The organism is Streptomyces sp. NPDC004435, assembly GCF_042873895.1.
Taxonomy (GTDB): Bacteria; Actinomycetota; Actinomycetes; order Streptomycetales; family Streptomycetaceae; genus Streptomyces.
The window spans coordinates 375,031-393,229 of the sequence record NZ_JBIAMB010000006.1; the positions used below are offsets into that span (position 1 = coordinate 375,031).

The 18,199-nt window shown below is 73.6% G+C and carries 15 protein-coding genes; 6 read left to right on the plus strand and 9 right to left on the minus strand.

Annotated features, from left to right (window positions below; all coding sequences use genetic code 11):
- Positions 1–154: 154 nt before the first annotated feature.
- Positions 155–2,506 carry a malto-oligosyltrehalose synthase gene (treY, locus tag ACFYT9_RS13715; RefSeq protein ID WP_389163248.1) on the minus strand — a complete coding sequence of 784 codons (2,352 nt, stop codon included), beginning with the start codon at positions 2,504–2,506 and terminating at the stop codon, positions 155–157.
- Positions 2,507–2,587: 81 nt separating this feature from the next.
- Here treY and ACFYT9_RS13720 point away from each other — a divergent pair, with 81 nt between their 5' ends.
- Positions 2,588–3,850 (plus strand): MFS transporter, encoded by a 1,263-nt coding sequence (locus tag ACFYT9_RS13720; RefSeq protein WP_389163251.1) that lies wholly within the window; start codon positions 2,588–2,590, stop codon positions 3,848–3,850.
- Here the strand turns inward: ACFYT9_RS13720 and glgX are convergent.
- Positions 3,804–5,924 carry a glycogen debranching protein GlgX gene (glgX, locus tag ACFYT9_RS13725; RefSeq protein ID WP_389163254.1) on the minus strand — a complete coding sequence of 707 codons (2,121 nt, stop codon included), beginning with the start codon at positions 5,922–5,924 and terminating at the stop codon, positions 3,804–3,806. The genes ACFYT9_RS13720 and glgX overlap by 47 nt on opposite strands.
- A 188-nt stretch (positions 5,925–6,112) precedes the next feature.
- On the opposite strand from glgX, the gene ACFYT9_RS13730 reads away from it, so the two are divergent.
- From ACFYT9_RS13730 to ACFYT9_RS13745, 4 genes are all read left to right on the plus strand, one after another.
- Positions 6,113–6,940 carry a Tat pathway signal sequence domain protein gene (locus tag ACFYT9_RS13730; RefSeq protein ID WP_389163257.1) on the plus strand — a complete coding sequence of 276 codons (828 nt, stop codon included), beginning with the start codon at positions 6,113–6,115 and terminating at the stop codon, positions 6,938–6,940.
- Between the two features lie 69 nt (positions 6,941–7,009).
- On the plus strand, positions 7,010–8,347 hold the full coding sequence (locus ACFYT9_RS13735; protein WP_389163260.1) for a copper amine oxidase: 1,338 nt from the start codon (positions 7,010–7,012) through the stop codon (positions 8,345–8,347).
- Between the two features lie 108 nt (positions 8,348–8,455).
- Positions 8,456–9,742 carry an SAV2148 family HEPN domain-containing protein gene (locus tag ACFYT9_RS13740; protein WP_389163262.1) on the plus strand — a complete coding sequence of 429 codons (1,287 nt, stop codon included), beginning with the start codon at positions 8,456–8,458 and terminating at the stop codon, positions 9,740–9,742.
- Positions 9,743–9,829: 87 nt separating this feature from the next.
- Positions 9,830–10,555, plus strand: a complete 726-nt coding sequence (locus ACFYT9_RS13745; protein ID WP_376596151.1) for a 3'-5' exonuclease — start codon at positions 9,830–9,832, stop codon at positions 10,553–10,555.
- Positions 10,556–10,570: 15 nt separating this feature from the next.
- On the opposite strand, the gene ACFYT9_RS13750 is transcribed toward ACFYT9_RS13745, so the two are convergent.
- Both ACFYT9_RS13750 and ACFYT9_RS13755 read right to left on the minus strand, forming a co-directional pair.
- Positions 10,571–11,401, minus strand: coding sequence for an alpha/beta fold hydrolase (locus tag ACFYT9_RS13750; RefSeq protein ID WP_389163264.1), 831 nt, complete (start codon positions 11,399–11,401; stop codon positions 10,571–10,573).
- A gap of 54 nt (positions 11,402–11,455) precedes the next feature.
- A complete protein-coding gene (locus ACFYT9_RS13755; RefSeq protein ID WP_389163267.1) occupies positions 11,456–12,313 on the minus strand; it encodes a phosphotransferase in 858 nt (285 codons plus the stop codon).
- 197 nt (positions 12,314–12,510) lie between these two features.
- On the opposite strand from ACFYT9_RS13755, the gene ACFYT9_RS13760 reads away from it, so the two are divergent.
- Positions 12,511–13,062 (plus strand): DUF1697 domain-containing protein, encoded by a 552-nt coding sequence (locus ACFYT9_RS13760; RefSeq protein ID WP_387277053.1) that lies wholly within the window; start codon positions 12,511–12,513, stop codon positions 13,060–13,062.
- A gap of 13 nt (positions 13,063–13,075) precedes the next feature.
- Here ACFYT9_RS13760 and ACFYT9_RS13765 read toward each other — a convergent pair whose 3' ends face one another.
- From ACFYT9_RS13765 to ACFYT9_RS13785, 5 genes are all read right to left on the minus strand, one after another.
- On the minus strand, positions 13,076–13,822 hold the full coding sequence (locus tag ACFYT9_RS13765) for a sirohydrochlorin chelatase (protein ID WP_387277055.1): 747 nt from the start codon (positions 13,820–13,822) through the stop codon (positions 13,076–13,078).
- Between the two features lie 10 nt (positions 13,823–13,832).
- Positions 13,833–14,720: an ABC transporter permease gene (locus ACFYT9_RS13770; RefSeq protein WP_376596144.1), complete on the minus strand. Its 888-nt coding sequence runs from the start codon at positions 14,718–14,720 to the stop codon at positions 13,833–13,835.
- A complete protein-coding gene (locus tag ACFYT9_RS13775; RefSeq protein WP_376596142.1) occupies positions 14,707–15,501 on the minus strand; it encodes an ABC transporter ATP-binding protein in 795 nt (264 codons plus the stop codon). The genes ACFYT9_RS13770 and ACFYT9_RS13775 overlap by 14 nt, the downstream gene beginning before the upstream one ends.
- Positions 15,502–15,535: 34 nt before the next feature.
- Positions 15,536–16,657 (minus strand): ABC transporter substrate-binding protein, encoded by a 1,122-nt coding sequence (locus ACFYT9_RS13780; protein WP_389163271.1) that lies wholly within the window; start codon positions 16,655–16,657, stop codon positions 15,536–15,538.
- Positions 16,658–16,854: 197 nt separating this feature from the next.
- On the minus strand, positions 16,855–18,198 hold the full coding sequence (locus tag ACFYT9_RS13785) for a sulfate adenylyltransferase subunit 1 (RefSeq protein ID WP_389163273.1): 1,344 nt from the start codon (positions 18,196–18,198) through the stop codon (positions 16,855–16,857).
- Between the last annotated feature and the right edge of the window lies 1 nt (position 18,199).

Below are 18,199 nucleotides of genomic sequence, written 5' to 3' on the forward strand. Positions count from 1 at the left end.
GTCCCCGGCCCCCGGCGCCGCCCCCGATAACACCACGGGCGTGGACCCGCGCGCGCCCCGCCGCTGACCCGGCCCCCGGGGGGGGGGGGGGGGGGGGGGGGCCCCGCGCCCCCCCACCACCCACCCGCTCGCTCGCTCGGCGGCGGCTCCGGGCTCAGGCCCTGATGCGCGCGAGGAGCGCGACCGGGCGGTCCGCGAACAGCTCCGCCAGCTTCAGCTCGCTCTCCGGACCCCCGGTGAACTCCCGCACACCGTCGAGGACATCGGCCCAGCGCCCCTCCGGCAGCACCAGCTCCGTGTCCCGCCAGCCGCCCGCCTCCGCGAGCCGCAGGGACAGCCGGGTCACGGCCGTGACCACCTCGTCCGAGCGGACGAAGGCGAGGCAGTGGGCGGCGGCCGGGCCCTCGGCGGCGAGCGGCAGATGGCCGGCGCCGGGTCCGAAGGCCGCCGGTCGCTCCCGGCGCAGCCGCAGCGCGGCCCGCACCAGCGCCGTCCGCTCGTCGTCGGGACCCGGTGCGAGCGGGGCCCGGTTGTCCGGGTCGACCAGCGCCCGGTACTCCCGCTCGGTGTTCTGGTACAGCTCCGGCACGCCCGGCATGGTCAGCTGGACCAGCGCCGCGCCGTCCCCGTGCGCCCGGATGTGCGGCTCCAGGGCGAACGCGGCCTCGGACGCGGTCCGCAGCGGTACGCGGCCGGGCCCGGCGGCCGTGAACTCGGCCACCGCCCGCTCGTACGCCGGATCCTGCTCGGTCCAGGAGGTCCGCAGCCCCTCCTCCCTCACTGCCTTGAGCACGGCCGGCCCGATCCGCTCCGGGTCGGGGGTGCCGAAGCCGAAGGCGGTCTGCCAGGCCGTCCAGGCGAGGTGCGGGTCCGGTGCCGGGATGCCGGCGACCTCGGCCAGCAACCCGGCCCACACGTCCGGGCACTGGGTGAGCACCGCGATCGCCGCCCGCACGTCGGCGCTGCGCTTGGTGTCGTGTGTGGTGAGGACCGTGCCGCCGGCCGGCCAGTCGCGGGCCAGCCGGGCGCACGCGGCGTGGAACTCGGCGACCGTGACGGCGGGCCGGCCCGGGTCGCCGCCGACCTCGTTCGCGGAGAGCAGCGGCGCGTACCGGTAGAAGGCCGTGTCCTCGGTGGACTTGGCCCGCAGCGCCGAGGAGGTCTGCGCGAACCGGGCCCGGAACGCGCGGTGTTCGGGGGAGTCGCCGTGCTCGCCGAGGAGGAGGCCGCGTACGGCGTCGACGGAGGTCGCCTCCTCCGGCACCGCGAACGCGGCCCGCGCGCACCGGGCGGCCTCGGGCGTGAGCACCCGCCCGGCGTCGCCGGTCCCGTAGGGCCGGTAGACCGGCACCCGGACGAGGAGTTCCTCGATCGCGGTCCGCAGGGCCCAGGGCGCGTGGTCCTGGAGCGCGGGATCGGCGGCGCAGAGCCGGACCGCCGCCCGGGTCAGGACGGCGGTCTCGGCCGCCAGGTCGTGCCGCACCACCTCGTACCCGGCGCGCCGGGCGGTGGCTTCCCAGTCGCCGCCCCGGTCGGCGGAGCGCCCCGTGAACTCCCGGTAGAGAGCGGTGAGTTCGGAGGCTCCTTCGGGGTCGGTGAGGACCCCGTCGACCAGCCGCAGGGCGTCGTAGCCGGTGGTCCCGGCGACCGGCCAGGCGTCCGGGAGGGTCTCGGGCCCGGTGAGGATCTTCTCCACCACCGTCCAGCACCGGCCGCCGGTCGCCGCCGCGAGGCGCTCCAGGTAGCCCTGGGGGTCGGCGAGTCCGTCCGGGTGGTCGATGCGCAGTCCTTCGACCACCCCGTCGGCCACCAGCTCCAGGACCTTCTCGTGGGTCGCCGCGAACACCTCCGGGTCCTCGACACGCACCCCGATGAGGTCCGAGACGGTGAAGAAGCGCCGGTAGTTCAGCTCGGTGCGGGCCAGCCGCCACCAGCCGAGGCGGTACCACTGGGCGGCGAGCAACTCGTCCAGGGGGAGGTGCGCGGTGCCCTCGCGGAGCGGGAACTCCTGCCCGTCGAGGCGGAGCGCGCCGCCCTCGACCCGCAGCCGGTCCCGCACCTCCGACAGGCGCGCGGGCAGCACCGGCAGCAGCAGCCGGCCGTCCCCGGCCGACCGGTCCAGGTCGAACCAGCGGCCGTACGGCGAGTCCGGGCCGTGCCGCAGCACCTCCCGCAGCGCGTGGTTGTGGCTCGGCGAGGCAGCCATGTGGTTGGGCACCAGGTCCACCACCAGGCCGAGGCCGTGGGCGCGGGCGGTGGCGGCGAGCGACCGCAGCCCCGCCTCGCCACCCAGCTCCGCGCGGACCGCGCGGTGGTCGGTGACGTCGTACCCGTGGAGGGAACCGGGCACCGCCTCCAGGACGGGGGAGAGGTGCAGGTGCGAGACGCCGAGCCCGGCGAGGTGCGGCACGGCACGCTCCGCGGAGGCGAACGGGAACGCGGGCTGGAGCTGGATCCGGTAGGTGGCGGTGGGCACGACGGCGGGCGCGTGGCGGAGTGACGTCATGCGAACGTACGTACCCCGTACGGAAGCTTCCGTGTCATCGCCCGATGCACCCGTTCGGGTGTATCGCGTTACTTTCGGCCGATGCTCCGGACGTACCGCGACACCTTCGCCCTGCTCGGCCCCGTCCTCCCGGTCCTCTCCTTCCTCGGTCGGCTGCCGACGGCGATGTGTCAGCTCGGCAGCGTGCTGCTGGTCGCGGAGACCAGCGGCTCCCTCGCCACGGCGGGGCTCGCCGGAGGCGCGCTGGCCGCCGGGCAGACGGTCGCCGGGCCGCTCCTCGGCCGGCTCGCCGACCGGCGCGGCCAGCGCGGTCCCGTCCTCGCCGCCTCCCTCGCCAATGCCGTCGCGGTCGCCGCACTCGTCCTCGCCGCCGTCGCCGACGCCCCCACCGGCCTGCTCGTCCCGCTGGCCCTGCTCGCCGGCGCGACCGTCCCGCAGATCGGGCCGCTCGCCCGGACCCGCTCGGTGGCACTCGCCCGACGGGCCGGCGCCGACGACCGGACCGTGGGCGCCGTCCTCTCCTTCGAGGGCACCCTCGACGAGGTGTCCTTCGTCCTCGGCCCGGCCCTCGTCGGCCTCGCCGCCGCTCTCGCCCACCCGGCCGCCGCCCTGCTCGGCGCGGCCCTGCTGCTCGCGCTCTGCGGCACCGGCTTCGCCCTCCACCCCACGGCCGGCGCCACCGCCACCGGAGCGGACGCGACCGCCACCCGCACGGGCGCCGCCGAACGGACCCGGCTGCCCGGCTCCGCGTACGCCCTCCGGGTGACGATGGTCCTCCAGGGCGCCATGTTCGGCGCCTCGCAGGCCGGGATCACCGCCCTCACCGCCGGTCTCGGCGCCCCCGCCCAGGCCGGGCTCGTCTACGCGGCGATGGGCGTGATGAGCGCGGCCGTCGGCCTCTCGCTCGCCGCCCTGCCCGCCCGGATCGGACTCACCCTCCGCTGGCGGACCGCGACCACCGCCCTCGTCCTGCTCTCCCTCCCGCTGCTCGCCGTCGACTCGCTCCTGGGGCTGTACGCGGTGGTGACCGTGCTCGGCGCCGCCTACGCCCCGCACCTCATCACGGTCTTCGCGCTGACCGAGCGGGCCGTCCCGGCCGGCCGGCTCGCGGAGTCCATGGCCTTCCTGACCAGCGGGATCGTCGGCGGCCAGGCGCTCGCCCTGGCGCTGTCGGGCCGGCTCGCCGAACAGCACGGCGCCCCCGCCGCCTTCGCGGTGGCGGTGGGGGCGGCCGCGGGCTGCGCGGCGCTCTCCTGGACCGTACGGACCGCACGGACCGGAGCGCCGCAAGGATCGCTCACGCCGGACGACGCAGCACCGTCAGGCTCAGCGGCGCGAGGGTGACGCGCTCGCCCGCCACGATCTCCGGGCCCGACAGCGGCGGCATGCCCTCCGGCTCGGAGGTGTCCACCACCGTCCGCCAGCACCGCCCGTGGCTGTCCGGCACGGCGAACTCCAGCTCCTGCGAAGAGGCGTTGAACATCAGGAGGAAGGAGTCGTCGGCGATCCGCTCGCCCTGCGTCCCGGGCTCGGAGATCGCGTTGCCGTTGAGGAAGACGGTGAGCGCCCGGGCGTGCGCCGCCTGCCAGTCGCGGGCCGTCATCTCCTCGCCCTCCGGCGTGAACCAGGCGATGTCGGTGAGCTCGTCGTGGGTGCCCTCCACCGGCCGGCCGTGGAAGAAGCGGCGCCGCCGGAAGACCGGGTGATCACGGCGGAGCCGCACCATCGCCCGGGTGAAGCGCAGCAGCGTCGCCTCCGCCTCGCTGTTCTCCTTCGGCCACCGCACCCAGGACACCTCGCCGTCCTGGCAGTAGGCGTTGTTGTTGCCGCCCTGGGTGCGCCCGAACTCGTCGCCGTGGCTGAGCATCGGCACGCCCTGCGACAGCATCAGCGTGGCGAGGAAGTTCCGCATCTGGCGGGCCCGCAGCTCGGCGATGCCGACGTCGTCGGTGTCCCCCTCCTCCCCGCAGTTCCACGACCGGTTGTGGCTCTCGCCGTCCCGGTTGCCCTCCCCGTTGGCCTCGTTGTGCTTCTCGTTGTACGAGACGAGGTCGCGGAGGGTGAAGCCGTCGTGGCAGGTCACGAAGTTGACCGAGGCGAGCGGGCGCCGCCCGTCGTCCTGGTAGAGGTCGGAGGAGCCGGTCAGCCGGGAGGCGAACTCGGCGAGCGTGCGCGGCTCGCCCCGCCACAGGTCCCGCACGCAGTCCCGGTACTTGCCGTTCCACTCGGTCCACAGCGGCGGGAAGTTGCCCACCTGGTAGCCGCCCTCGCCGACGTCCCACGGTTCCGCGATCAGCTTCACCTGGCTCACCACCGGGTCCTGCTGCACCAGGTCGAAGAAGGACGACAGCCGGTCCACCTCGTGGAACTGCCGGGCCAGGGTGGCCGCCAGGTCGAAGCGGAAGCCGTCCACGTGCATCTCGGTCACCCAGTACCGCAGGCTGTCCATGATCATCTGGAGCACGTGCGGGGAGCGCATCAGGAGCGAGTTCCCGGTGCCGGTGGTGTCCGTGTAGTAGCGGGGATCGTCCGCGAGCCGGTAGTACGAGGGGTTGTCGAGCCCACGGAAGGAGAGCGTCGGGCCCAGGTGGTTGCCCTCCGCCGTGTGGTTGTAGACCACGTCGAGGATGACCTCGATGCCGGCCTGGTGCAGCGCCCGTACCGCCGACTTGAACTCCAGCACCTGCTGCCCGCGGTCGCCCCAGGAGGCGTACGCGTTGTGCGGGGCGAAGAAGCCGATGGTGTTGTAGCCCCAGTAGTTCGACAGGCCCGCGTCGACCAGCCGGTGGTCGTTCACGAACTGGTGCACCGGCATCAGTTCCAGCGCGGTGACGCCGAGTTCCTTGAGGTGACCGATCACCGCCGGGTGCGCGAGCCCCGCGTAGGTGCCGCGCAGCTCCTCCGGGAGATCCGGGTGGAGCATCGTCAGGCCCTTCACATGGGCCTCGTAGATCACCGTGTGGTGGTACTCGGTGCGCGGCCTGCGGTCGTCGCCCCAGTCGAAGTACGGGTTCACCACCACCGAGGTCATGGTGTGCGGCGCCGAGTCGAGGTCGTTGCGCGCGTCGGGCCGCCCGAAGTGGTACCCGTACACCGCCTCGCCCCAGGCGACCGAGCCCGACATCGCCCGCGCGTACGGGTCGAGGAGGAGCTTCGCCGGGTTGCAGCGCAGTCCGCGCTCCGGCGCGTACGGCCCGTGCACCCGGAAGCCGTACCGCTGCCCCGGCATCACGCCGGGCAGGTACGCGTGGCGGACGAAGGCGTCCGTCTCGCGCAGTTCGACGGAGGTCTCCGCTCCGTCGTCGTCGATGAGACACAGTTCCACGCGGTGCGCCGCCTCCGAGAAGACCGCGAAGTTGGTGCCCGCTCCGTCATAGGTGGCGCCCAAGGGGTACGCCTGTCCCGGCCAGACCTGCATGGATACGAATCTTCCTCTTCTGTCCGGGTTCATGCGTGCTCTTCGGCCAGATCCTGCCCGAAAGACGGGCAACCACCCGGGAACTCGCCCCGTCCTCCTGGGTGTCCGCAGGCCAAGCGGGGGATTGAGGGGGAAACGTGTACGAAATAGTGCGCCGCCACCTGGGGAAGGTGGTAGCGGGAGCGGCCATGGCGGTGACGGGGACCGCCGCCGCGGTCGCGATCAGCCTGCCGGGCAGCGCCGGCGCGGAGGACACTCCCGCCGGCCGCGCCGCCCCCGGGGGTACGCCCGGCGCGGCCGCCGCCACCGGCGGCCCGGACGCCCCACGGGACACCGGAACCGCCCCGGGCACGGAGGGCGCGGAGGGCACGGGCGGCCGGGGGGCCGCCGCGCCCGCCCCCGCCACCGTCGTCCCCGCCGCCGCCGAGGGCCCCAGGGGCACCGGCACCGATCCGCTCACCGACGCCGAACTGGCCCGGGCCCGGGCGCTCGCCCTCGCCCCCGCGGACACCGCCGCCCGGCAGGACGTCGACGGCGACCGGGGCCGCCCCCAGCACCTCGGCACCGAACTCGCCGACCCCGTCCCCGGACGCGAGACCGCCCGCCGCGCCCAGGTCCGCTTCTACGACTACGCCCGCGACGAACTCGTCACCCGGACCGTCGACCTGACCACCGGGAAGATCGTGGCCACCGGCACCCGGCGCGGGGTCCAGCCCTCCGCCCACCCCGAGGAACTGCGCACCGCCCTCGCACTCATCCTCGCGAGCCCCCTCGGCAAGGGCGTCGCGGAGGACTACCGGGACGCCACCGGCAAGGAGCTGAAGAGCGCCGACCAGCTCTGGTTCAACGGCGACGTCTACCGCACCTACCGCGAGAAGGACGTCCCCGCGGCGCTCTCCCGCTGCGGCGAGCACCGCTGCGTCCGCCTCGTCACCAAGGTCCGCAACGGCGCCTGGATCGACACCCGGAACCTGATCGTCGACCTCTCCGCGAGGAACGTCGTCCGCGTCGGCTGACCGCCGCCGCCCGCCGTTCCCCACCCGCCCCCGCCCGGCGGGGGCCCGCGCACGAAGGAGCACGCCCGCATGACCGACCGGCACCACCGGCGCACCAGGGGGATCCTCGCCGCCTTCGCGGCCACCGCCTTCCTCGGCACCGCCACCGCCGCCGCGGCCCCCGCCTCGGGGACGCCCGCCTACCCGAACCCGCCCGGCCCCGGAACCACCGCCGCGCCCCCGACGCCCGCCGTGCCGGCCGTGCCCGGCTGCTCGGCCGCGTACCGCATCACCCAGAAGCTCGACGGCGGCGCCTCCTGGGACATGTGCTGGCGCTACAGCACCGACGCCGGCCTGATCCTCGACGGGATCACCTACCGGCCCCCCGGCGGCGCCGCCGTCCGGGTCCTCTCCACCGCCCGGCTCGCCCAGATCCACGTGCCGTACGACGACGGCGGCGCCGAGTACGACGACCTCACCGGAGCCGGCTTCGGCTGGGGCCTCCAGGACCTCAAGCCCGCCGAATGCCCCGGCGGCACCCTCGCCACCGTGAAGGTGCCCGAGGTCGGCACCGTCAAGGGCCTCTGCACCACCACCCGGGCCCGCGGCCACGCCTACCGCATGGCCAGCGACACCGGCGCGGGCGCCTACCAGGCCCAGGCCAAGGACCTGCTCGTCTACACCGTCAACAAGGTCGGCTGGTACGAGTACATCTCCGAGTGGCGCTTCTCCTCCGACGGCACCATCGGCGCCAACGTGGGCGCCACCGGCAGCCTCTCGCCCGTCGACTACAACGCCACCGACGGACGCGGCTGGCCCATCGGCAAGGGCGCCCGCGGCTACGCCACCAGCCACGCCCACAACGTCTTCTGGAAGCTCGACTTCGGCCTCGACGGCGGCAAGGACCGCGTCGAGCAGTACGACTCCACCGTCACCCCGCCCGCCGGCGACGGCGGCCCCACCGTCAAGACCCGGCGCACCGCCGTCACCAAGGAACTCGCCGGCGACGCCAGGAACATGCGCTGGTGGCGCGTGGTCAGCGGCACCGGCAAGAACGCCGACGGCCACGCCCGCAGCTACGAGATCGTCCCCGGCCGCACCGACACCCACGCCGGCCGGGCCTTCACCAAGCACGACGTCTACTTCACCCAGGCCCGCGCCTGCGAGCAGTACGCCAGCAACAACATCGGCAACTGCGCGCCCGGCGCGGGCGACAGCGTGGACAAATGGGTCAACGGGGAGACTCTGACCAAACCGACCGTGTGGGTCAACATCGGGTTCCACCACATCGCCCGGGACGAGGACCAGCAGCCCATGCCCGTCCACTGGCAGGGCTTCCAGCTCGCACCCAGGGACGTAACCGCTATGAATCCCCTCACTCCGCCCGATCTCGCCTCCGGGAACGGGCAGCCGCCGACCGACAGTTGAGCGGCCGGCCGACCGATCCTGCTGCACCGCCCTCCGCTCGCGGAGTACCCTTCCTTGATCTTGTCGGAAGAATCGGGACGGGCGTCCAGAGCAGAAGGCGGTGCGCGGGTGAGCTCGGGAGGTCTTGAGCTGCCCCCAGGTGACGCGGGTCACGAGGGGGGACCGGCCGACCCCGGGGAGGCACCGCCCACGGTGATCCTCCCCACCGGCCCGGCCGCACCGCCCGGAACGGTCCCCGTGGTCCGCCCGGTGGAGATCGGGGCCGAGCTCGACTGGGGCACCGAGGCGTGGAGCGAGGTCCGCACCCGCGCCCAGCGCGCCGGCCGCGCCTACATCTGGCTGAATCTCGTCGAACAGCGGATGCGGGCCGTCGTCGCCGCCGTCCTCCGGCCCGTCTACGAGCCGGTCCACGGCGACGAATGGGTGGTCGCCGCCGCCGGACCGGCCGGCCAGGAATGGGTCCGCCGCGCCGTCGCCGTCCGCGAGGTCTCCCGCCGCAAGGGCTACCTCCTCGACCCCGCCGACGACAACGTCCTCTCCTTCCTCACCTTGCCGCAGCTCCGCGAGCTGATGGTCCAGCACTGGCCCTGCTTCGAGCCCTACTTCGACGACCGGCGCGAGGTCGAGCTCGCCCTCGACGAGCTGGAGGTGACCCGCAACGTCGTCTCCCGCAACCGCGCCCTCTCGCCCACCGTCCTCGCCCAGGCCGAGCGGGCCTCCGCCCGCATCCTGGAGATCCTCGGCAGCGGCGCCGGCGCCCCCTCCGCCGACCGCCTCCCCGTCGACGCCGTCGAGGACCTCGTCGGCGACCGGTACGCCGACGTCGTCTCCGTCCACCCCGACCGCGTCCGCCTCCAGCGCCAGCTCCCCGCCGAGGACCTCTTCGGCGGCGCCCGCCGCCTCGACGCCACCGGCATAGGTCTCAACCTGCTCGTCCAGAACTTCTCCGGCCGCCGCATGGTCCGCCTCGCCGAGTCCGGCTGCCGTATAAGGCTCCTCTTCCTCAACCCCGCCAGCAGCGCCGTCAAGCGCCGCGAGCGGGAGCTCGGCATCCGCAAGGGCGAGCTCAGCCGGTCCGTCGAGATGAACATCCTGCACATGCGCCGGGTCCGCTCCAAGCTCCGCGACCCCGACGCCTTCCAGATCCACGTCTTCGACGAGACCCCCCGTTTCACCGCCTACCTCGTCGACGGCGACGGACCCGACGGCGTCGGCGTCGTCCAGTCCTACCTCCGCCGCGCCCGCGGCATGGAGGCGCCCGTCCTCGTCCTGCGCGGCGGCGGCAGGACCGTCGTCCGGCACGACACCCCCGGACGTGACGCGGACCACGGCCTCTTCGAGACCTACCGGGAGGAGTTCGAGTCCGTCTGGCTCGACTCCCGGCCCGTTTCCTGACCCCCGCCCCCCACCCCGCGGCGGCGTTGTCAGTGCCGCGTGCGAGGGTGTCAGCACCAACGGGGGAGATCACGTAAGGAGGACCCGATGGCCTGGCATGGGGAACCACTGGTCGGCTTCGACCTGGAGACGACGGGGACGGACCCGCTCGAATCCCGCATCGTCACCGCGTCGATCGTCGGGGTCCACCGCGGAGCGGTGGTCCGGCAGCGCGACTGGCTCGCCGACCCCGGCGTCCGCATCCCCGAGCAGGCCGCGGCCATCCACGGCATCAGCAGCGAGCGCGCCGCGGCCGAGGGCCGCCCGGTCCGCGAGGTCGCCGACGAGGTCGCCGAGACCCTCACCGGCTACTGGTCCCAGGGCGTCCCCGTCGTCGCGTACAACGCCTCCTTCGACCTCACCCTGCTCTCCGCCGAGCTGCGCCGGCACGGGCTGCCCTCGCTCGCCGAGCGGATGGGCGGCACCGGGATCGGACCCGTCCTCGACCCGTACACCATCGACCGGGCCGTCGACCGGTACCGGCGCGGCAAGCGCACCCTGGAAGCGGTCTGCGGCGAGTACGGCGTCGAGCTCACCAGCGCCCACCAGGCATCCGCCGACGCCCTCGCCGCCGTCCGGGTCGCCCTCGCGATAGCCGCCCGGCACCCGCAGGTCGCCGCCCTCGACCCGGCCGAACTGCACGAGCGGCAGATCGGCTGGTACCGCGCCTGGGCCGAGAACTTCCAGGACTTCCTGCGCCGCAAGGGCGACGAGCAGGCCGTCATCGACCCGGTGTGGCCGCTGCGCGGCGAGCCGGCGGCCGTCACCTCCTGACGGCGGGGGCGCCGGTCAGGCGTTCTCCTTGAGGAAGGAGAGCAGCAGGTCGTTCACGGTCTCCGGCCGGTCCAGCTGGAGCCAGTGACCCGCCTCCTCCACCCGCTCGTACCGCCAGGACCCGGCGACGTGGTCGCCCGTCCGCTCCATGGAGCGCTCGGTGAGGAACCGGTCCCCGGTCGACCAGACGCCCATCACCGGGACCCGCTCCGGCAGCGGCGCCACCGGCCCGTCCGGAGCGAACTGGACCTCCGCCGGAAGGCCCGCCCGGTAGATGTTGAGCGCCGCCGTCAGCGCCCCCGGGGCCCGCAGCGGCTCGATCACGGACTCCGCCTCCGGGTGCTCGGCCAGCATCTCGCGCAGCTGCGCGTGGTCGTCCCGGGACAGCCACTCCTCCGCGAGACCGGCCAGCTGGAAGAGCAGCATGTACCAGGAGCGCTGCTTCTGTTCCCAGCCCGCGTCCCGGACCGCCGCGATGTGCCCCACCGAGAGCAGGCTCAGGCTCCTCACCCGGTGCGGCACCACCGAGGCGATCCCCTGGGCGACGCCGGACCCCCAGTCGTGCCCGACCAGATGGAAGCGGCGCACCTCCAGCCGGGTCAGCAGCTCCATCAGGTCGCCGATGTGCCTGGCCGGGTGGTACGCCTCCGCGCCGCCCTCCGGACGGCTCGACCCGCCGAAGCCGCGCAGGGTCGGCGCGACCGTCCGGAAGCCGGCCGCGTTCAGCGCCGGGATCTGGTGGCGCCACAGGGCGTGGCTGTCGGGAAAGCCGTGGAGCAGGAGGACCACCGGCCCCTCCCCGCTCACCTCGACGTCCAGCGTCACCTCGGACAGCTCGACCCGCATCACAACACCCCGTCTCCGTCGGCCGGTTCGACGGGAATCATGATGGCAGCCCGGTCAGAACGGATACCAGCGAACCTCCGGATCACCGTCCCGCAGCGACGCCACCCGCCGCTCGAACTCGGCCAGCGCCTTCGGGTTGTGCGGCGCGTGCTGGGCCACCCAGGCGCAACTCGCGGTCTCCCGCGCCCCGCGCAGCACCGCGCAGCCCTCCCACTCCCGCACGTCCCAGCCGTAGGCCCGGGTGAAGGCGTCGTAGGCCGCCGGGTCCAGGCCGTACCGGTCCCGGGAGAGCGCGAGCACCACCAGATCGTGCTCGCGCAGGTCGGACGAGAAGGTCTCCAGGTCCATCAGGACCGGCCCGTCCGGACCCACCTGCACATTGCGCGGCAGGGCGTCGCCGTGGATCGGGCCGGGGGTCAGGTGCGGGACGAGCGCGGCGGCCGCCGGCGCGAAGGCGTCCCGGCGCTCCCGCAGGAAGGCCGCGTCCGCCGGGTCGATCGCGTCCCCGGCGAGCCGCAGCCAGCGCTCCACCCCGCCCAGCAGCTCGCGCCGGGGCAGGGTGAACCCGGCCGGCTCGGGCAGCGCGTGCACGGCCGCGAGCAGCGGCGCCAGGTCCCGGGGCTCGGCCGGGCGGACGGCCTCCGGCAGCGGATGCCAGAAGGTGAGCGGATGTCCCTCGACCAGCCGCGGCTCCTTCTCCGCCGCCCGTACCGCCGGCACCCCCGCGTCGGCGAGCCAGCCGGCCAGCGCCAGCTCCCGCCCGGCCCGCTCGAACAGCTCGGCGGACCGGCCCACCTTGACGACCGCTCCGGCCACGGCGAAGACCGCGTTCTCACCCAGCGCGAGCAGCCGCGCCCCGTCGGCCGGCAGCCCCGCCGCGGCCAGGATCTCCCGGGCCCTCGCCTCGTCCATCGCTTCTCTCCCTACCCGGTGGTACGTCTGCCGGAGCAGTCTCCCATCCCTGGCCGCACCCCCCGGCATTACGAAACCTTGTTCAATAAGTCACAGATCCGTGACGGCCCTTCCCCTGCCCGCCGTCCATCGGGGAGGGTTCGGACCAGCCACCGCGCCACCCCCCACGAGGCGCGGTGGCCTCCTACCCTGGCCGCATGACGACGACGTACGCGCTCCTCCTCCGCGGCATCAACGTGAGCGGCCACCGCAAGCTCCCCATGGCGGAACTGCGCACCCTCCTCGAAGGGCTCGGCCACACCGGCGTGCGCACCTACCTCCAGAGCGGGAACGCGGTCTTCACCACCGGCGCCGACGCCTCCGAGGACGCCCTCGCCGCCGCGGTCGAGGACGCCGTCGAGGAGCGGTTCGGCTTCCGGGCCGACTGCCTCGTCCGCGACGGCGGCTATCTCGCGGCCGTCGCGGAGGCGTGCCCCTACCCCGCCGACGAGCTGGAGGGGAAGCAGCTGCACGCCGTGTACTACTCCGAGCGGGTCACCCCGGACCGCTTCGCCCCGATCGACGCCGAGGCGTTCCTGCCCGAGTCCTTCGCCCTCGGCGACCGGGTGATGTACCTCCACACGCCGGACGGCCTCGGCCGCTCCAGGCTCGCCGAGGCCGTGCTGCGCCCGTCCCTCAACAAGGGCGTGGTGGCCACCGCCCGCAACTGGAACACGGTCCGGAAGCTGGTCGAGATGACCGCCGCGTAGTCCTCGGGCGGTGTCAGCCCGCCGCGACCGCCATCCGCTCCCGGGCCCGGAGCGCCTCCGCGTACCGCAGCACCAGGAGGCGGGCGAGTTCGGGGGAGGGGCCGAGGACGTCGGCCAGGACGTCCGCCTCGCCGGCGCCGGCCGCGATCCGGTCCGGGAGACGGCCCGGCGCGATCACGTACGGGGCCACGGCCACCCGGCGGACGCCGGGTTCGGCGCGCAGCGCCCGTACCGCGTCCTCGGTCCGGGGAAGAGATGCGGAGGCGAACGCGGGCCGCACGGAGCACCAACCGGTGCGCCGCAGCTCCCGCGCCGTTTCTGCGATCGCCGCGATCGCCTCCGGGTCGGAGGAGCCCGCCGAGGCCAGGACGACCCCGGTGGTGCTCTGGTCGCCGGGCGTGAGCCCGGCCTCGTACAGGCGCCGTTCCACCGCCGCGAGCAGCAGCGGGGACGGGCCGAGGACCTCCGCCTGCCGGATCCGCAGCCCGGCCGGCGCCCCGCGCAGGACGGCGGGGATGTCGGCCTTGGCGTGGAAGGCCCGGGTCAGCAGGAGCGGCAGCGCCACCACGTCCCGTACCCCCTCGGCGGCGAGCCGGTCCAGGACGCCCGCCACCGAGGGCAGGTTGAAGTCCAGGAACGCGGTCTCCACCCGCAGCCCCGGCCGCAGCGCGCCGGCCCGGCGCACCAGCGCCTGGACGGTCGCCGCGTGCCGCGGATCGCGGCTGCCGTGGGCGATGACAAGGAGGACGGGGGAGTTCATGGTCGGGCGCTCACTTCACCAGCAGGCCGCGGCTGCGGAGCACCCAGCGCTCCAGCGGGCTGAAGATCAGCAGGTCGATGGCGATGCCGACGATCAGGATCAGCAGGATCGCCAGGAAGACACCGGGCAGGTCGATGTTGTTGCGGCCGTTCTCCAGGAGCTGGCCCAGGCCGAGGCCCAGGTCGGGGGAGGAGGCGATGATCTCCGCGGCCATCAGCGAGCGCCAGGAGAACGCCCAGCCCTGCTTCAGACCGGCCAGGTAGCCCGGCAGCGCGGCCGGGAGCACCACGTGCCAGGTGCCCTTGAGGCCGGTGGCGCCCAGGGTGCGGCCGGCCCGCAGGAAGAGCGGCGGCACCTGGTCCACGCCGGAGACCAGGCCGTTGGCGATGGACGGCACGGCGCCCAGCAGGATCACCGTGTACATCATGGCGTCGTTGAGGCCGAACCAGAGCACGGCCGGCGGCACCCACGCCACCGACGGCAGTGACTGGAGACCGGAGAGGATCGGGCCGATCGCGGCGCGCACGAACTTCACCCGGGCCACCAGCAGACCCAGCGGGGTGCCGATGGCGAGGGCCAGCAGGAAGCCCGAGAGCCCCCGGGAGACGCTGGTCCAGATGACCTCCAGGAGGGTGCCCTGGAGCCACATGTCGGTCAGGCCGTCCCACACCGCGGACGGCGCGGGCAGCTTGGTCTCCTCGGTGATCTTCGCCGAGACGAGGACCTGCCAGACGATCAGGACGAGGGCGACCGCGAGCGTCGGCGGGAGGACCTTCTTGAGCAGGACCTCGCGGACCGGCGTGCGGCGGACCTCGACCGCGTCCAGCGCGTCGAGCCCGGCCTCCAGACCGGCGAGGTCCTCGCTCTTGGCCTTCGGGGCGGTGTCAGTGCTGGCCATGGCGGCGGATCTCCCCACGCAGGTGTTCAGTGATCTCGACGGACAGCTCGGCCACGTCGGCGTCCTCGATGCGGCGCGGCTGCGGGATGTCCACGGTCCACTCCTTGGCCACCCGGCCGGGCCGGGACGAGAGCAGGACGACGCGCTCGGCGAGGCGGACGGCCTCGCGCACGTTGTGCGTGACGAAGAGGACCGAGAGGTTCGTCTCCTCCCAGATGCGGGTGAGCTCGCCGTGCAGCACGTCGCGGGTGATGGCGTCGAGCGCCGCGAAGGGCTCGTCCATCAGCAGCAGCTGGCTGTCCTGGGCCAGGGCCCGGGCGAGCGCCACGCGCTGGCGCATGCCGCCCGACAGCTCGTGCACCCGCTTGCCGTACGAGCCGCCCAGCCGGACGAGTTCGAGCAGCCGCTCGGCCTCCGGCTTGCGCTCGGCCCGCGGCAGCCCGCGCAGCCGCAGCGCCAGTTCGATGTTCTTGCCCGCGGTCAGCCACGGGAAGAGGGCGTGCTCCTGGAACATCAGGGCCGGCCGGCCGCCCGGGGTCTCGATGGACCCCTGGGTCGGCCGGTCCAGTCCCGCGACCAGGTTGAGGAGCGTGGACTTGCCACACCCCGAGGCCCCCAGGATGGTGACGAACTCACCGGGCGCGACGTCGAGACTGACGTCGTCCAGGACGAGCTGGGTACCGGCCGGGCCGGAGAAGGACTTCGAGACGTGCTCGATCCGGGCGGCGTGCGTCTGCTCCGCTACGGTGCCCTCGGCAGCCTTGGCGAACGTCGTGGCCATGGTCGTCACCTCCTGTGGATTCCGTTGGGTTCCGCTACTTGACGCCGAGACCGGCGTCGGAGACCTCGGGCTCGCCGGCCGCCTTCAGCACCTTGTTGAGGAGCGTCAGGTCGTAGATGCCGGCCAGGTCGGGCTGGTCGATGAGCTTCGCCTTGACCGCCCACTCGGACTGCGTCTTCAGCGTCGAGGCCAGCGGGTCGTTCGTGATCGCGATGCTCGGCCACGCCGGGTCGATGACCTTGGCGTCGAGGGCCTTGCCGCTGAGCTCCTCCAGCGCGGCGTTGGCGGCGTCCTTGGCCTTGTCCGGGTTGGCGCCGATCCACGCGTTGGTCTTCACGGTGCCCCGCAGCACGGCCTCGACCACGTCCGGGTGCTCCGCGAGGAAGGTCTGCGACACGATGACGTTCGTGATCACGAACTTCTTGTCGGGCCACAGCGCGGTCTCGTCGAGGAGGACGGAGCCGCCCTGGGAGACCAGCTTGGAGGCGGTCGGCTCGGGCACCCACGCGCCGTCGATGGAGCCCGACTTGAAGGCGTCCGGGGTGACCTTGTTGTCGGTGCGGACGACGGAGACGTCACCCTTGCCCGACTCCGGGTCGACCTTCCAGCCCTTCTCGGAGATCCAGTTGAGCAGCGCGACGTCCTGCGTGTTCCCCTTCTGCGGGGTGGCGATGCGCTTGCCCTTGATGTCGTCCAGGGTCTTGATCTTGTCCGGGTTCACGACCAGCTTCACGCCGCCGGAGGCGGAGCCGGAGATGATCCGCAGGTTCTTGCCCTTGGACTTGACGTAGGCGTTGATGGACGGCGAGGGGCCGATGAAGCCGATGTCGAGAGAGCCGCCGTTGAGCGCCTCGATCTCGGACGGGCCGGCGTTGAAGGTCTGGGGCTTGAGGACCGTGCCCCCCAGCTCCTTCTGGATGTGGCCGTCCTTGACGCCGATCAGCGCGGTGGCGTGCGTCAGGTTGGGGAAGTAGCCGATCCGGACCTCGGAAGCGGACAGCTTCTTCGCGTCGGCCGCGATCGGGGCCTTCTCCGCGGAAGCGTCCTTCGTCGCCTCGGAGCCGTAGCCGCACGAGGCGAGCGCGCCGATCAGCAGGGGCAGGGTGGCGGTGGCGGCCAGGCTGCGGCGCAGGGTGGAACGGTGATGGGCAGGCACGGAAGGTGTTCCCCTCGGGATGTTAGGGACTTCGAAGTCTGTGTCGGTGGAGCGGGTGGAGCCGGGTCGCACTGCTCACGCGGTGCGTCGAGGTCAGCACGCACATCGCGCGACACCTCCCCGGCCCGCGCCGAGGGCGCCGGAGCCGACCCGGCCGCCTTCCTTCGCGAAGGTCCCGTAGAAGTCCTGAGTCATCGTCAGAAATCCCATCCTTCTTCGTCGTCGGTGCTCTTCACGGCCTTGGTCGTGGCGAAGGACTCGCCCGCCATGCCCGCCGCGAGCGTGGTGCCGTCGGCCGGGTCGATCAGCAGGAACGAACCGGTGCGGCGGGAGTCGGCGTACGCGTCCAGCGCGAGCGGCTCCGCGGTGCGGACCTTCACGCGGCCGATGTCGTTGGCGACCAGCTGCCCGGGCTCCGGGTGCTGGGAGAGGTCGTCCAGGGTGAGCCGGGACGGGATCTCCTTGACGATCGCCTTGACCGTACGGGTGGTGTGCTTGAGCAGCACCCGCTGGCCGACGGTGAGCGGCTGGTCCGCCACGTGGCAGACGGTCGCCTCGACGTCCTGGCTGGTGGCCGGGGCGTCGCCGCTCGGGGCGAGCAGGTCGCCGCGCGAGATGTCGATGTCGTCGGCGAGGCGGATGGTGACCGACTGCGGGGCCCAGGCGATGTCCACCGGCTCGCCCAGCGCGTCGATCGCGGTGATCGTGGAGGTCCGCCCCGACGGCAGGACGGTGACCTGCTCGCCGACCCGGAAGGCGCCGGCCGCGATCTGGCCCGCGTAGCCGCGGTAGTCGGGGTGCTCGGCGGTCTGCGGGCGGATCACGTACTGCACCGGGAAGCGGGCGTGGCAGGCGGTCAGGTCGTGGCTGACCGGGACCGTCTCCAGGTGCTCCAGGACGGTCGGGCCGCCGTACCAGTCCATGTTGGCGGACGGCTCCACGACGTTGTCGCCGGCGAGCGCCGAGATCGGGATCGCGGTGATCTCCGGGACGCCGAGCTCGGAGGCGTACGTGGTGAACTCCTCGGCGATCGAGGCGAAGACGGACTCCCGGTACTCGACCAGGTCCATCTTGTTCACGGCCAGCACCACGTGCGGGACGCGGAGCAGGGCGGCGACGGCGGCGTGCCGGCGGGTCTGCTCGACGACGCCGTTGCGGGCGTCGACGAGGACCACGGCGAGCTCGGCCGTCGAGGCGCCCGTCACCATGTTCCGGGTGTACTGCACGTGCCCCGGGGTGTCGGCGAGGATGAACCGGCGGCGCGGGGTCGCGAAGTAGCGGTACGCCACGTCGATGGTGATGCCCTGCTCCCGCTCGGCCCGCAGGCCGTCGGTGAGCAGCGCCAGGTCGGGGGCCTCCTGGCCGCGCGAGCGCGAGGCGTGCTCCACGGCCTCCAGCTGGTCCGCGAGGACCGACTTGGAGTCGTGCAGGAGCCGGCCCACCAGGGTGGACTTGCCGTCGTCGACGGAGCCGGCGGTGGCGAAGCGCAGCAGGGTGGTGGCGGCCAGCTCGGCGGCCGGCTGCTCGATGGACGTGCTCATG

Bases quoted from the DNA above. Each gene is read 5' to 3' on its own strand.
- ACFYT9_RS13785 (WP_389163273.1), bottom strand. From the start codon at position 18,198: ATGAGCACGTCCATCGAGCAGCCGGCCGCCGAGCTGGCCGCCACCACC.
- ACFYT9_RS13770 (WP_376596144.1), bottom strand. From the start codon at position 14,720: ATGGCCAGCACTGACACCGCCCCGAAGGCCAAGAGCGAGGACCTCGCC.
- ACFYT9_RS13735 (WP_389163260.1), top strand. From the start codon at position 7,010: ATGACCGACCGGCACCACCGGCGCACCAGGGGGATCCTCGCCGCCTTC.
- glgX (WP_389163254.1), bottom strand. From the start codon at position 5,924: ATGCAGGTCTGGCCGGGACAGGCGTACCCCTTGGGCGCCACCTATGAC.
- ACFYT9_RS13750 (WP_389163264.1), bottom strand. From the start codon at position 11,401: ATGCGGGTCGAGCTGTCCGAGGTGACGCTGGACGTCGAGGTGAGCGGG.
- ACFYT9_RS13745 (WP_376596151.1), top strand. From the start codon at position 9,830: ATGGCCTGGCATGGGGAACCACTGGTCGGCTTCGACCTGGAGACGACG.
- ACFYT9_RS13755 (WP_389163267.1), bottom strand. From the start codon at position 12,313: ATGGACGAGGCGAGGGCCCGGGAGATCCTGGCCGCGGCGGGGCTGCCG.
- ACFYT9_RS13775 (WP_376596142.1), bottom strand. From the start codon at position 15,501: ATGGCCACGACGTTCGCCAAGGCTGCCGAGGGCACCGTAGCGGAGCAG.
- ACFYT9_RS13760 (WP_387277053.1), top strand. From the start codon at position 12,511: ATGACGACGACGTACGCGCTCCTCCTCCGCGGCATCAACGTGAGCGGC.
- ACFYT9_RS13720 (WP_389163251.1), top strand. From the start codon at position 2,588: ATGCTCCGGACGTACCGCGACACCTTCGCCCTGCTCGGCCCCGTCCTC.
- ACFYT9_RS13765 (WP_387277055.1), bottom strand. From the start codon at position 13,822: ATGAACTCCCCCGTCCTCCTTGTCATCGCCCACGGCAGCCGCGATCCG.
- ACFYT9_RS13730 (WP_389163257.1), top strand. From the start codon at position 6,113: ATGGCGGTGACGGGGACCGCCGCCGCGGTCGCGATCAGCCTGCCGGGC.
- treY (WP_389163248.1), bottom strand. From the start codon at position 2,506: ATGACGTCACTCCGCCACGCGCCCGCCGTCGTGCCCACCGCCACCTAC.